We start from the raw sequence: 14645 nt of genomic DNA on the forward strand, positions 1-14645 counted from the left end.
GCGAAGCGCATCAGCCGAACGACGCCGCGAAGCCCTCCACGAGCGACTTCAGCTTGGCGGCCGTGTCGTCCGAGAGATCCTTCGAGGAGCGGATGGCTTCGAGGATGGCGCCTTCCGAGCGCAGCTTGCCGAGCAGGCCTTCCTCGAAGGCCTTGACGCGGTTCAGCGGCAGCTTGTCGAGGTAGCCGTTGGTGCCGGCCCAGATGACCGCGACCTGCTCTTCCATCTTGAGCGGCGAGTACTGGTTCTGCTTCAGCAGCTCGGTCAGACGCGCGCCGCGATTCAGCAGGCGCTGGGTCGTGGCGTCGAGGTCCGAACCGAACTGCGCGAAGGCGGCCATCTCGCGATACTGGGCGAGCTCGCCCTTGATCTTGCCGGCGACCTTCTTCATCGCCTTGGTCTGCGCCGAGGAGCCGACACGCGACACGGAGAGGCCGACGTTCACCGCCGGGCGGATGCCCTGGAAGAACAGGTCGGTCTCGAGGAAGATCTGGCCGTCGGTGATCGAGATGACGTTGGTCGGGATATAGGCCGACACGTCGTTGGCCTGCGTCTCGATGACGGGGAGCGCGGTCAGCGAACCCTTGCCGGCCTCGTCGCCCATCTTCGCGGCGCGCTCGAGCAGACGGGAGTGGAGATAGAACACGTCGCCCGGATAGGCCTCGCGGCCCGGCGGACGGCGCAGCAGCAGCGACATCTGGCGGTAGGCGACGGCCTGCTTGGAGAGGTCGTCATAGATGATGACGGCGTGCATGCCGTTGTCGCGGAAGAACTCGCCCATGGCGCAGCCCGAGAAGGGCGCCAGGAACTGCATCGGAGCGGGGTCCGAGGCAGTGGCGGCGATGACGATCGAATATTCGAGCGCGCCATTCTCCTCGAGCGCCTTCACGAACTGGGCGACCGTGGAGCGCTTCTGGCCGACGGCGACGTAGACGCAGTAGAGCTTCTGGTGCTCGTCGGCGCCCGCAACGTTCAGCGGCTTCTGGTTGAGAATGGTGTCGAGGGCGATGGCGGTCTTGCCGGTCTGGCGGTCGCCGATGATCAGCTCGCGCTGGCCGCGGCCGATCGGGATCAGCGCGTCGATGGACTTCAGGCCGGTCGCCATCGGCTCGTGGACCGACTTGCGCGGAATGATGCCGGGAGCCTTGACGTCGACGCGGCGGCGCTCGGTGGCCTCGATCGGGCCCTTGCCGTCGATCGGATTGCCGAGGGCGTCGACGACGCGGCCGAGCAGGCCCTTGCCGACGGGAACGTCCACGATGGCGCCGGTGCGCTTCACCGTGTCGCCTTCCTTGATGTCGCGGTCGGCGCCGAACAGCACGATGCCGACATTGTCGACTTCGAGGTTGAGGGCCATGCCGCGGATGCCGTTGTCGAACTCGACCATCTCGCCGGCCTGGACGTTGTCGAGGCCATAGACGCGGGCGATGCCGTCGCCGACGGAGAGCACCTGACCGACCTCGGAGACCTGCGCCTCCTGGCCGAAGTTCTTGATCTGGTCCTTGAGGATCGCAGAGATTTCAGCGGCGCGGATATCCATCAGCCGACCTCTTTCATGGCGGTTCTAATCGAGTTGAGCTTGGTGCGGAGCGAGGTGTCGATCATCCGCGAACCGACCTTCACGATCAGCCCGCCGAGAATGGCCGGGTCCACCTTCACTTCGATCTTGGGTTCCTTGCCGAGCACGTCCTTGAGGGCGGCCGACAGGGTCTTGGAATGGGCGGCGGAGAGCGCCTCGGCGACGGTCACCTCGGCGGTGATCTCGCCGCGCGCCTTCGCGACCAGCGCGCCGAAGCCGCGAATGACGCCCTCGATGGCGAAGAGGCGGCGATTCGACGCAACCACCTTGATGAGATTGCCAGCGAGGCCGCCGATGCCGGCCTTGTCGAGAATGGCCGCGACGGCCCTGGCCTGATCGTCGGCAGAGAAGACCGGGCTCTTGACCAGACGGCTCAGGTCGTCGGAACCGTCGAGAAGGGCCTTGAAACGGGCGAGATCGGCCTGAACCTGATCAACCTGGCCGGCCTCCGTCGCGAGGTCGAAAAGGGCGGATGCATAGCGTCCCGCCATGCCGGAAACCGTCTTGTCTTCGCCAGCCACCGCGTCTCTCGCGTCTCGCGCGTCGGGCCCCGCCATCCGCATCGGCCGCGCCATTCTCGCGCGGCGGCTGCAAACTCTTGGCCCGACTGGGAAATTACTGTCCGGGGGCCTGCGCACAAGCGCTCTGCCCCCAAAGCCGCGTGTCCGGTAGCACAGGCCATCCGATGGTGCAACGCCACGAAGGCCGGGTTCCTGTGCGCGAAAAGTCACGGGGGCGTCGGATTCGGGCCCTCGCTCCCGCCCGACCCAAAACGGGCGGCCGATGGGCCGCCCGCTCGCAAGGCCATTGCAGGATGGCGATCAGGCGGCGGCCTTCTGCGGGGCCATGCGGCCGTAGAAGGTCTCGCCCTTGGCCGCCATCTCGCGCAGCAGCTTGTTCGGCGCGAAACGGTCGCCATGCTTCGCCGCGAGAGCATCGCACTTCGCGACGAAGGCCTTGGCGCCGATATTGTCGATGTAGGACAGCGTGCCGCCCGACCAGGGCGCGAAGCCGAAGCCGAGGATGGAGCCGACATCGGCCTCGCGCGGATCGGTGACGACGCCCTCCTCGACGCAGCGCGCCGCTTCCAGCGCCGTGGTGATCAGGAGGCGGTCGATGATCTCCTGCCGGTCGATCGTGTCCGGGTCCTGCTGAGTGCCGACGAAGGTCTTGAGGCCCGGCCAGATCGTCTTCTTCCCCGTGTCGGGATAGTCGTAGAAGCCCTTCTTGGCCTTCTTGCCGACACGACCTTCCTGCTCGACGAGGAAGGTCAGCAGCTTCTCCTGCTGCGGGTCGACCGCCTGCGAACCGACCTGCGCCTTGGTGGCCTTCAGGATCTTCAGGCCGAGGTCGATGGCGACCTCGTCGTTGAGGGTCAGCGGGCCGACCGGCATGCCCGCCTGCTTGGCGAGATTGTCGACCATGATGGGGGGCACGCCCTCCATTACCATCAGATGGGCTTCCTTGATGTAGTTGCCGACGCAGCGGTTCACGTAGAAGCCGCGGGTGTCGTTGACCACGATCGGCGTCTTCCTGATCGCCTTGACGTAGTCGAGGGCGGTGGCGAGCGCCTTGTCGCCGGTCTTCTCGGCCATGATCGTCTCGACCAGCATCATCTTGTCGACGGGCGAGAAGAAGTGGATGCCGATGAACTGGTCCGGGCGGACCGAGTTCTGGGCAAGGCCGGTGATCGGCAGGGTCGAGGTGTTGGAGGCGAAGATCACGTCCGGACGGATCGCGGCCTCGGCCTTCTTGATCACCTCCGCCTTCACGGCCGGGTCCTCGAACACCGCCTCGATGACGAGATCGACATCGGCGAGAGCGGCATAGTCCGGGGTCGCGGTGATCTTCGCCAGCAGCGCCTCGCGCTGGGCGCTGGTGGCGCGGCCCTTGTTGACCTGATCGGTCATCAGCTTGTGGGAATGCGCCTTGCCCTTGTCGGCGCTCTCCTGGTCGCGGTCGATCAGGACAACGTCCATGCCCGCCTGCGCGGTGACATAGGCAATGCTGGCGCCCATGAAACCGGCGCCGATGACGCCGACCTTCTTCAGGCTCGTCGGCGGCACGCCGGCCGGACGGCGCAGGCCCTTGCCGAGCGCGCCGAGCGACAGGAACAGCGAGCGGATCATCGCATGGGCCTGCGGCTGGCGCAGGACATGGGCGAAGTAGCGCGACTCGATCTTCAGCGCCGTGTCGAAGGGCACGAGCAGGCCCTCATAGACGCAGCTCATGATCGCCCGCGCGCCGGGGAAGTTGTCGTAGGTCTCGCGGCGGTAGATGGCGTTGGCGGGCGGCCAGACCATCATGCCGGCGGCCGAGTAGATCGGGCCGGAGGGCTGCTTGAACTTCGGCTTGTCCCAGGGCTTGACGGGATCGACGCCGGCTTTCAGGCGGGCCTTTGCGGCTTCGATCAGCTTGTCGGCGGGAACGATCTCGTCGATCAGGTTCATCGCCTTGGCGCGGTCGGCCTTGAGCTGGTCGCCCTTCAGCAGCATCTGCAACGAGGACTGGATATCGGCCATGCGCGGCACACGCTGGGTGCCGCCGGCGCCGGGGAACAGGCCGACCTTCACCTCGGGCAGGCCGACGCGCAGCTTCGGATTGTCGGAGGCGATGCGGGCGTGGCAGCCGAGCGTGATCTCGAAGCCGCCGCCGAGGCACATGCCGGTGATGGCGGCGACGAAGGGCTTGCCGCAGGTCTCCAGCTTGCGAATGACGAGGGAGAACTGGCGGGTCTGCTCGAAGAAGTCGACCATGGCCGCGTCGGGGCCCTTGGCCTTGAAGTTGGCCTTCAGCGTCGCGCCCATGCGCTCCAGCATGGTGAGATCGGCGCCGCCGGAGAAAGTGTCCTTGGCCGAGGTCAGCACCACGCCCTTGACGGCGGGGTCGGCGACGATGGCGTCGATGGCGGCGTTGAGGTCCTGGCCGACGGATTCGTCGATGACGTTCATCGACTTGTCCTTCATGTCCCAGGTGAGGACGCCGAGGCCGTCGGAATCGAGATCCCAGGTGAAGTTCTTGAGGTTCATGATGTCGGCTCCCCTCAGACGCGCTCGATGATGGTGGCGGTGCCCATGCCGGCGCCGATGCACAGCGTCACGAGGGCGGTCGACTTGCCGGTGCGCTCGAGTTCGTCGAGCACGGTGCCGAGGATCATGGCGCCGGTGGCGCCGAGCGGATGGCCGAGCGCGATGGCGCCGCCGCAGACGTTGATCCTGTCGTGCGGGATGTCGAGCGCCTGCATGTAGCGCAGCACGACGGAGGCGAAGGCCTCGTTCAGCTCGAACAGGTCGATGTCGGAGATCGACATGCCGGCCTTCTTCAGCAGCTTCTTCGTCACGTCGATCGGGCCGGTCAGCATGATCGCCGGCTCGGAGCCGATATTGGCGAAGGCGCGGATGCGGGCGCGGGGCTTGAGGCCCGCGGCCCTGCCGGCCTCGGCATTGCCCATGAGCACGGCGGCGGCGCCATCGACGATGCCGGAGGAATTGCCGGCATGGTGGACGTGGGTGACGCCCTCGATGTCGGGATGCGCCTGAACCGCGACCGCGTCGAAGCCGCCGGCCTCGCCCATCATGACGAAGGACGGGTTGAGGCTCGCCAGCGACTGCATCGTGGTCGAGGGACGCATGTGCTCGTCATGGTCGAGGATGGTGATGCCGTTGATGTCCTTCACCGGCACGACCGATTTCCTGAAGCGGCCCTCCTCCCAGGACCTGGCGGCGCGCTTCTGGCTCTCGACCGCATAGGCGTCGACGTCGTCGCGCGAGAAGCCGTATTTGGTGGCGATCAGGTCGGCCGAGACGCCCTGCGGCATGAAATAGGTCGGGACGGCCACCGAAGGATCGACCGGCCAGGCGCCGCCGGCCGCACCCATGCCGATGCGCGACATGCTCTCGACGCCGCCGCCGACGACCATGTCGTGCTGGCCGGCCATGACCTGCGCCGCCGCGAAGTTCACGGCATCGAGGCCCGAGGCGCAGAAGCGGTTGATCTGGATGCCGGGGACCTCGTTGCCATAGCCCGCCTTCAGCGCGGCGATGCGGGGAATGTCGCCACCCGCTTCGCCGACGGGATCGACGCAGCCGAACACGACGTCATCGACGAGGCGCGCGGTGTCGAGCCCCGAACGTGCCTTGATCGCCCGCAGCGCGGTGGCGGCGAGCTCGACGGCGGTCACCTCGTGGAGGGAGCCGTCGGACTTGCCCTTGCCGCGCGGCGTGCGGACATGGTCGTAGACGAAGACGTCGGTCATGGCGGGTTCCTTTCCCGTTCGAACCAGTGGCGCTGGCGCTAGAGCGTGCGCGCGATGAGCAGTTTCATGATCTCGTTGGTGCCGCCGTAGATGCGCTGGATGCGCGCGTCCCGGTACATCCGCGAGATCGGATATTCGTCCATGAAGCCGTAGCCGCCGAAGAGCTGGAGGCAGCGGTCAACCACGGTGTTCTGGAGGTCGGAGAGCTTGTACTTGGCCATGGACGCCATGGCGGTGTCGCACTTGCCCTGGATGTGCAGGCCGACGCAGTACTCGTAGAAGACCTTGGCCATGGTGGCCTGCGTCTTGATGTCGGCCAGCTCGAACTGGGTGTTCTGGAAGTCGATGACCGGCTTGCCGAAGGCCTTGCGCTCCTTGACGTAGTCGACGGTCAGCGTCAGCGCGCGCTCGATCATGCCCACGGCGCCGCCGGCAATGGTCAGGCGCTCCTGCGGCAGCGACCGCATCATCTGGTAGAAGCCCTGGTTCGGCTCGGAGCCGAGCAGCGCCTCGGCCGGCAGCTTCATGTCGTCGAAGAACAGTTCGGACGTGTCGGCCCAGTCGAGGCCGAGCTTCTTGAGCTTGCGGCCGCGGCGGAAGCCCGGCGCGTTGTCGGTCTCGACCACGAAGAGCGAGGTGCCCTTGGCGCCGGCGGAGGGATCGGTCTTGGCGGCGACCACCACCATGTTGGCGTGCTGGCCGTTGGTGATAAAGGTCTTGGAGCCGTTCAGCACCCAGCCATTGCCGGAGCGCTCGGCCTTGGTGCGGATGCCCTGGACGTCGGAGCCCGCGCCCGGCTCGGTCATGGCCAGCGCCGCGATCAGCTCGCCGGACGCCATCTTGGGCAGCCAGTTCCGCTTCTGCTCGTCCGTGCCGAAATGGAGGATATAGGGGGCGACGATGGGACCGTGGATGGCCCAGCCCCAGGAATCCGCGCCGGCCAGGGCGATCTCGTGGGCGATGATCGCCTCGTGGCTGTAGTCGCCGCCGGCCCCGCCATATTCCTCGGGGATCGAGGCGGAAAGCAGCCCGGCCTCCGCCGCCTTCAGCCAGGCGTCGCGATCCATGACGCCCTCTTCCGACCAGCGGTCGAGATTGGGCGTGAACTCCTTGGCGAGGAAGGCGCGCGCGCTCTCGGCGAGCATGTCGTGCTCTTCGGTGTGCCAGGCCGGCTTCGGCAGGTTCAGCGCGCTCATGTCAGTCTCCCGGATCGTTTTGTCCATCGGTGGGGCGTGCTGTTACACATCGCGGCCATTGCCGCCGCCAGACGGACTTATGGGGGAGACGGCCCGCGAGGACCGTCTCCACACTTCTTATCTTTGGCGCATTTTCTTCACGCGAACCGGTACCCACTTCGCTTGAAAATGCCCGCCCGCATCAGAACGCCTCCGCCGGCAGGGCCATCATCGAATCCGCGCCGGCCGTGACGCGGGCGAGATGGGCGCCGCTCTCGGGCATCAGTTGCTCGAAGAAGAAGCGCGCGGTCGCCAGCTTGTGGGTCATGCGCTCGTCCGCGCCTCCGGCGAGCTTCTCCTGCGCGGTCTTCGCCATGCGCGCCCACATGTAGCCCATGGCGACGAGGCCGAAGAGGTGCATGTAGGGCGTCGAGCCGGCGCCGGCATTGTCGGGCTTGGCCAGGGCATTCTGCATGAACCACATGGTCGCGGCCTGCAGGTCCTTGAGGCCCTTCGACAGCGCGCCGATCATGGGCCCGAGCGCCGCGTCGTCCTTGTTCTGCGCGCAGAACGTGCCGACCTCGTTGAAGAAGGTCATCACGGCGCGGCCGCCATTGGCGCCGAGCTTGCGGCCGACGAGGTCGAGCGCCTGGATGCCGTTGGCGCCCTCGTAGATCATGGTGATGCGGGCGTCGCGGACGAACTGGCCCATGCCCCATTCGTTGATGTAGCCGTGGCCGCCATACATCTGCTGGGCCTTCACGGCGTTGTCGAAGCCGAGATCGGTCAGCACGCCTTTGACGATGGGCGTCATCAGGCCCATGTGATCCTCGGCCTTCTGCTTCTCGGCCGCATCCTCGGAGCGGTGCGAGATGTCGGCCTGCAACGCGGTCCAGAGCATCAGCGCGCGGCCGGCCTCGTTGATGGCGCGGATGGTCATCAGCGTGCGGCGCACGTCCGGGTGGACGATGATCGGGTCGGCCGGCTTGTCTGGAGCCTTCGGGCCGGAGAGCGAGCGGCCCTGAAGACGGTCCTTCGCATAGGCCACGGCGTTCTGGTAGGCCGCCTCCGACTGCGACAGGCCCTGGATGCCGACCGACATGCGGGCCTCGTTCATCATCACGAACATGGCGTTGAGACCCTTGTTGGCCTCGCCGACCAGCCAGCCCTTCGCCCCGTCATAGTTCATGACGCAGGTGGAATTGCCGTGGATGCCCATCTTCTCCTCGATCTTGCCGCAGGAGAGCGGGTTGCGCTCGCCGGCGGTGCCATCGGCCTTCGGCAGGAACTTCGGCACGACGAAGAGCGAGATGCCCTTGGTGCCGGCCGGCGCGCCCTCGATGCGGGCGAGGACGAGGTGGATGATGTTGTCCGACATGTCGTGCTCGCCGGCAGAGATGAAGATCTTCTGGCCGGTGATCGAATAGGAGCCGTCGCCGTTCGGCACGGCCTTGGAGCGCAGCAGGCCGAGATCCGTGCCGCAATGCGGCTCGGTCAGGTTCATGGTGCCGGTCCATTCGCCGGTCGCCATCTTCGGCAGATAGGTCTGCTTGATCTCGTCGTTGGCGTGAACGTAGAGCGCGGCCATGGCGCCCTGCGTCAGGCCCGGATACATGCCGAAAGCGAGATTGGACGAGGACAGGTACTCGCCGATCGCCGCGTTGAGAGCCAGCGGCAGGCCCTGGCCGCCATAGGCGGGGTCGAAGGACAGCGCCATCCAGCCGCCTTCGCGATATTGGTCGTAAGCTTCCTTGAAGCCCGGCGGAGTGGTGACGGACCCGTCATCGTTGCGCTTGCAGCCGACCGTGTCGCCGACGACGTTGAGCGGCTGGATGACCTCCTCGCAGATCCTGGCGCTCTCGCCCAGCACCGCCTCGACGAGATCGCGCGGCGCATCGGCGAAGCCCGGCAGGTTGCCATAGCCGTCCATCTTGAGGACGTCGTAGAGGACGAAAAGCGTGTCTTCGACCGGAGCCTTGTAGATCGGCATTCTGGTTCTCCTCCGCGGGGCCCGCGTGTCGGTGCGGGCTCGATGCAAAAATCCGCCGTCCGGCGTGGGTGGCTGTCAGTCCCCGGAAGCCGGGATGTTCCTGTCGGTGAGACGCGCGTCGATGACCGCGATCGCCCGCTCGAGTTCGGTGATCGCCGTGTCGATGTCGCGCTTCTGGGCGTGGAGGCGGCCGACCTGCTCGCGGTACTTGCCGCGCGCGACCTTCATCTGTGTGACGCCGCCGTCGCCGAGATCGTAGAGATCCAGCATGGCCTTCACGTCTTCCAGCGAGAAGCCGACGCATTTGCCCATGAGAACGAGCCGAAGCCTGCCACGGTCGCGGCGCGAGTAGAGCCGGTCCTGGCCCTGCCTTACCGGGGCGATCAGCCCCTTCTCCTCGTAGAAGCGCAGCGCGCGGGCGGTGACGCCGAAGGTGCGGGTCATCTCGCGGATGGTCAGGAGGTCCTTGCCGCCGGGCGCGGAGCCCGTGCCGGCCAGAAGCTCCGCCAGCGTCGCCATGGAACCCACTTCCGCCATGTCATGAGCCGCTGCACTGGTCATGTGCCCGTCGGTTCCCCGGCTTCCTCGCGGCGATCATCGTCGCCCTGCCGGTGTGGTATCCTACGTTTACGTAAACGTCAACATCGAAAGCTTGCGGCGCCTCGCCGCCGAAAGCTGTCGCGGGATGCGCCGCTTGCCTGTAACGGTTGTGTGAGCTGATCCGTATGACAACGTAACAGGAGCGACGTGAGAGACCGCGACGAGGAATGGAGCGCGTGGATGCGGGCCGGCCTCGCGGGCGACGAGGCGGCCTATGCGCGGCTGCTTCACGATCTGACGCCGTTCCTGCGGGGGTTGGCACGCTCGGGGCTGTCGCGCGCCGGCCGATCGGTCGCGGAAGCAGAGGACATCGTGCAGGACGTGCTGATCGCCATCCACACCAAGCGGACGAGCTGGGTTCCGAGCCAGCCGCTGGTGCCGTGGCTGCGGGCCATCCTGAAGCACAAGCTGATCGACGCGCTGCGCCGGCGCGGTTCATCGGGCCATGTCGATATCGACGCGTTCGCCGAGGCGATCCCCGCGCCGTCGAACGAGCCGGAGATCGCGACGCGCGACGTGGTCAAGCTCGCCGACAGCCTGCCGGCCGGCCAGAAGGCGGTGATCCGCTCGATGTTCGTGGACGGCAACGACACGCGCGAGACGGCGACCGCCCTGTCGATGAGCGAGGGCGCGGTGCGCGTCGCATTGCACAGGGGCCTTGCCGGCCTCGCCAAGATGCTCCGCGGGAGCGTGTGAGATGAAGACCGAAGACCTCATTGCCGGACTGGCGCGGGATGCCAAGGCGGCAGGCCCTTCCCTTCACGGGCGGCTGATGATCGCGGCGGGCGCGGCCGCGACGGTCGCCTTCGCCCTGATGATGCTCGCGATCGGCACGCGGCCCGATCTCGCCTCGGCCATGGGCACCGTACTGTTCGGCCAGAAGCTGCTGCTGGTGGCGACGCTCGCCGTCGCGGCCCTGGCCCTGCTGCGCGCCGCCGCGCGCCCGGAAGCCGACCTGCCGAAGTCGGTGCTGGTGCTGCCCGCGCTGATCTTTCTGTTCGGCATGGGACACGAGGTAGCGACACAGCCGGCCGCTGTCTTCGGCGCGCGGCTGGTCGGCAACAATTCCGCCCTCTGCCTGGTCGCCATCCCGCTGCTGGCGGCGGCGCCGCTGGCGATCTTCCTCGCGGCACTGCGCAACGGCGCGCCGCAGAGCGCCATGCAGGCCGGCGCGCTGGCGGGATTCGCGGCAGGGACGATCGCGGCCTTCTTCTACGGGCTGCACTGCGCCGACGATTCGCCGTTCTTCGTGGCCACCTGGTACACGATCGGCATCGCGCTGACCGGCACGGTCGGCGCGCTCCTCGGCCGGCGCATGCTCGCATGGTGAGACTGCCGGTCCCCCGCGTGCTGACATGACGCGGCGCGCGCCAGCGTCCATAATGGGGCGACCTCAGCGCGAGACAGCATATCCATGGCTTCCGATCACCACCGCCCCGTCGGCAAGGGCGACCGCGTCTTCCTGATCGACGGGTCGTCCTTCGTCTTCCGCGCCTATTTCCAGTCGATGAACCAGGACCGGAAGTACAATTCGCGGTCGGACGGCCTGCCGACGGGCGCCGTCAGGCTGTTCTCGACCAAGGTCCTGCAATTCGTCGAGGACGGCGCGCTCGGGGTGAAGCCGACCCATATCGCGATGATCCTCGACAAGAGCGAGCAGTCGTTCCGCAAGGAGATCTACCCGGACTACAAGGCGCACCGGCCGCCGCCGCCGGAGGACATGGTGCCGCAGTTCCCGCTGTTTCGGGCGGCGATCCGCGCCTTCGGCCTGCACGCCATCGAGCAGGACCGCTACGAGGCCGACGATCTGATCGCGACCTATGCGGATGAGGCCTGCGGGCGCGGCGCGGACGTGCTGATCATCTCGGCCGACAAGGACCTGATGCAGCTGGTGCGCCCCTCAGTCGCCTTCTACGACCCCGAAAGCGGCATCAAGGGCAAGCCCGGCTACCGGCCGGAGCGGCTGTTGACCCACGGCGACAAATTCGAGCGCTGGAACGTGCCCGCCGACAAGGTCGGCGACGTCACCGAATACTGGGAAGGCCTGCCGCCCGAGAAGATCGTCGACATCCAGTCGCTGGAAGGCGACACGTCCGACAACGTGCCGGGCGCGCCGGGCATCGGCCGCAAGACGGCGGCGCAGCTCATCGCGGAGTATGGCGACCTCGACACGCTGCTGGCGCGGGCCGGCGAGATCAAGCAGCCGAAGCGCCGCGAGACGCTGACTAACCCGGACGTGATCAGCAAGGTGCTGATCTCGCGCCAGCTGGTACAGCTCGTCCGCGACGTGAAGCTGGAAGTGCCGCTGGACGAGACCGGGCTCGCGAAACCCGACGGCCGGACGCTGGTCGCCTTCCTCAAGGCGATGGAATTCACCACCATCACCAAGAAGGTCGGCGAGCTCTATGGCGTCGATCCCGCGAAGATCGATCCCGATCCGGCTTTCGCGATCGATCCGAATGCACCGAAGCCGGCGGTGGTGACCGCACCTGCCGCGACCTCTGCGGCGGCGAGGGCGGCGGAGCCTGTCGCGGAGGGCGCCCCGACGGCCGCGACCCGCGCGGCGAAGGCGCTGGTCGATGCGAGGGCCGTCGGGGTCGATCATGCCGGCTACCAGTGCATCACCTCGCTCGATGCCCTCGACGCCTTCATCAAGGCGGCGGCGGAGGCCGGTGTCGTCGCGCTCGACACCGAGACGACGTCGCTCGACGCGATGAGCGCCGATCTCGTCGGCTTCTCGCTCGCCTATGCGCCGAACAAGGCCTGCTACGTGCCGCTCGCCCACAAGGCGGGCGAAGCCGGCCTGTTCGATTCAGGGTTGGTCGAAGGCCAGATTCCCGTGCAGGCGGCGCTGGAGCGGCTGAAGGCGCTCGCCGAGAATCCCGGCGTGCTCAAGGTCGGACAGAACCTGAAATACGACCTGCTGATCCTGCGCCGCCACGGCGTCGATGTGCGCCCCTACGACGACACGATGCTGGTCTCCTACGTGCTCGATGGCGGCCTCGGCTCGCACGGCATGGACGCGCTCTCGGAGCGCCATCTCGGCCACCAGCCGATCAGCTTCGACAGCGTCACGGGCACGGGGCGGAACCGCATCACCTTCGACCGCGTGCCGCTGGACCGGGCGACCGCCTATGCGGCCGAGGACGCCGATGTGACGCTGCGTCTCTGGCAGGTGCTGAAACCCCGGCTGCCGGCGGAATCAAAGACCGTCGTCTACGAGACGCTGGAGCGTCCGCTGGTGGACGTGCTGGCGCGCATGGAGCGGCGCGGCATTCTCGTCGACCGGCAGGTGCTGTCGCGGCTGTCAGGCGACTTCGCGCAGACGGCGGCGCGCGTCGAGGCGGAGATACAGGAACTGGCTGGCGAGCCGCTCAATCCCGGCTCGCCCAAGCAGCTCGGCGACATCCTGTTCGGCAAGATGGGCCTGCCGGGCGGCTCGAAGACCAAGACCGGCGCGTGGTCCACGGCGGCCGGCGTGCTGGAGGACCTCGCCGACGAGGGCCACGAACTGCCGCGCAAGATCATCGACTGGCGCACCGTCACCAAGCTGAAATCGACCTATACCGACGCGCTGCCGACCTACATCAATGCCGAGACCGGGCGCGTCCACACCTCCTTCGCGCTGGCCGCGACGACGACGGGGCGGCTGTCGTCATCCGAGCCGAACCTCCAGAACATCCCGGTCCGCACCGAGGAAGGTCGCAAGATCCGCACCGCCTTCATCGCCGCGCCCGGCCGCAAGCTGGTCTCGGCTGACTATTCGCAGATCGAACTGCGCGTGCTTGCCCACATCGCCGACATACCGCAGCTGCGGCAGGCCTTCGCGGATGGCGTCGACATCCACGCCATGACCGCTTCGGAAATGTTCGGCGTGCCGGTCAAAGGCATGGACCCGTTGGTGCGCCGCCGCGCCAAGGCGATCAATTTCGGCATCATCTACGGCATCTCGGCCTTCGGCCTTGCCAATCAGCTCGGCATTCCGCGCGAGGAGGCCGGCGCCTATATCAAAAAGTATTTCGAGCGCTTCCCCGGCATCCGCGACTACATGGACGAGAAGAAGGCCTTTGTGCGCGAGCACGGCTATGTCGAGACGATCTTCGGCCGCAAGTGCCACTTCCCGGCGATCAGGTCCGGCAATCCGTCCGAGCGCGCCTTCGTCGAGCGGCAGTCGATCAACGCGCCGATCCAGGGCTCGGCCGCCGATATCATCCGCCGCGCCATGATCAGGATGGACGCGGCGCTATCAGAGGCGAAGCTCGACGCGCTGATGCTGCTGCAGGTCCATGACGAACTGGTCTTCGAGGTGCCCGAGGACCAGATCGACGTGACCCTGCCTGTCATCAAGCGCGTCATGGAAAAGGCGCCCGAGCCGGCGCTGGAACTGAAGGTGCCACTCAGCGTCGATGCGCGCGCCGCAGGCAACTGGGAAGAGGCGCATTGAGCGAGGCGGAGGCGACGCCGGGGCCGGCGGACGTCCCCAATGTGTGGGGCGTCCTCTGGCTGATCGGCGTCGTTCTTGTGGGGCTGTTCCTGCTGGTCTCAGGCTTTGCGCAGCGTCCACCGGAGCGGAGCGCGCTGACGGTCGCTGACCATGTCGGGCCGATCAGCTACACGACGCCGCTGGTACGGGTAAGCCGCGGGCGGCGCGGCACCTCCACCTACCGGACGCAGAAGATCCTGCTGTCCGTTTCCGGCTTTGGCCCCATCGAGGTCTCGCCGCCGCCGACCTTGTGGGTCGATGGCATCGACCGGCTGCGCTACGGCCAGCAGGTCCGTTTCCTTGTCGATCCGCATCTGAGGCTGGTGTTCGAGGCGACCAGCGAGGGGCGTACGTTCCTGTCGTTCGCGGAGAGCGAGGGCAACCGCCGCGGCCGCAGCAACGGTCTGATCGTCGCCGGGCTGTTCTGCCTCGGCGTCGCCGCCCTGCACGGCTTCAACCTGCGCAGGGGGTGATGCCGGATTCCGGGAGAGTATCGGCTGGAGACTGCGTCATGCCCGGCCTTGTGCCGGGCATGACGAGAATGGGCAGCGCCTCCGGCTCAC

The 14645-nt window shown here is 67.1% G+C and carries 11 protein-coding genes; 4 read left to right on the forward strand and 7 right to left on the reverse strand.

The features are described 5' to 3' along the window. Positions 1–10: 10 nt before the first annotated feature. The 7 genes from atpA to JNK84_RS15715 form a co-directional block, all read right to left on the reverse strand. Positions 11–1540: a F0F1 ATP synthase subunit alpha gene (atpA, locus tag JNK84_RS15685; RefSeq protein WP_293425478.1), complete on the reverse strand. Its 1530-nt coding sequence runs from the start codon at positions 1538–1540 to the stop codon at positions 11–13. Further along, on the reverse strand, positions 1540–2100 hold the full coding sequence (locus tag JNK84_RS15690) for a F0F1 ATP synthase subunit delta (protein ID WP_293425480.1): 561 nt from the start codon (positions 2098–2100) through the stop codon (positions 1540–1542). The genes atpA and JNK84_RS15690 overlap by 1 nt, the downstream gene beginning before the upstream one ends. 300 nt (positions 2101–2400) lie before the next feature. After that, complete coding sequence (locus tag JNK84_RS15695; RefSeq protein WP_293425482.1) at positions 2401–4608, reverse strand: FAD-dependent oxidoreductase; 2208 nt, start codon at positions 4606–4608, stop codon at positions 2401–2403. 14 nt (positions 4609–4622) lie between these two features. Beyond that, on the reverse strand, positions 4623–5834 hold the full coding sequence (locus tag JNK84_RS15700; protein ID WP_293425484.1) for an acetyl-CoA C-acetyltransferase: 1212 nt from the start codon (positions 5832–5834) through the stop codon (positions 4623–4625). A 38-nt stretch (positions 5835–5872) separates the two neighbouring features. Further along, complete coding sequence (locus JNK84_RS15705) at positions 5873–7030, reverse strand: acyl-CoA dehydrogenase family protein (protein ID WP_293425486.1); 1158 nt, start codon at positions 7028–7030, stop codon at positions 5873–5875. 181 nt (positions 7031–7211) lie between these two features. Beyond that, positions 7212–8999 carry an acyl-CoA dehydrogenase C-terminal domain-containing protein gene (locus JNK84_RS15710; protein ID WP_293425488.1) on the reverse strand — a complete coding sequence of 596 codons (1788 nt, stop codon included), beginning with the start codon at positions 8997–8999 and terminating at the stop codon, positions 7212–7214. Positions 9000–9074: 75 nt separating this feature from the next. Further along, positions 9075–9560, reverse strand: coding sequence for a MerR family transcriptional regulator (locus JNK84_RS15715; RefSeq protein WP_293425490.1), 486 nt, complete (start codon positions 9558–9560; stop codon positions 9075–9077). 186 nt (positions 9561–9746) lie between these two features. Here JNK84_RS15715 and JNK84_RS15720 point away from each other — a divergent pair, with 186 nt between their 5' ends. The 4 genes from JNK84_RS15720 to JNK84_RS15735 all read left to right on the forward strand — a co-directional run bounded on the left by JNK84_RS15720 (position 9747) and on the right by JNK84_RS15735 (position 14555). After that, on the forward strand, positions 9747–10295 hold the full coding sequence (locus JNK84_RS15720; RefSeq protein WP_293425491.1) for a sigma-70 family RNA polymerase sigma factor: 549 nt from the start codon (positions 9747–9749) through the stop codon (positions 10293–10295). Position 10296: 1 nt separating this feature from the next. Then, on the forward strand, positions 10297–10929 hold the full coding sequence (locus JNK84_RS15725; RefSeq protein WP_293425493.1) for an NrsF family protein: 633 nt from the start codon (positions 10297–10299) through the stop codon (positions 10927–10929). Positions 10930–11013: 84 nt separating this feature from the next. After that, a complete protein-coding gene (polA, locus tag JNK84_RS15730; protein WP_293425495.1) occupies positions 11014–14043 on the forward strand; it encodes a DNA polymerase I in 3030 nt (1009 codons plus the stop codon). Continuing rightward, positions 14040–14555 (forward strand): hypothetical protein, encoded by a 516-nt coding sequence (locus JNK84_RS15735; RefSeq protein ID WP_293425497.1) that lies wholly within the window; start codon positions 14040–14042, stop codon positions 14553–14555. The genes polA and JNK84_RS15735 overlap by 4 nt, the downstream gene beginning before the upstream one ends. The last annotated feature ends 90 nt before the right edge of the window (positions 14556–14645 follow it).

The organism is Phreatobacter sp. (genome assembly GCF_016793595.1).
In the GTDB taxonomy this organism is placed as follows: Bacteria; Pseudomonadota; Alphaproteobacteria; order Rhizobiales; family Phreatobacteraceae; genus Phreatobacter.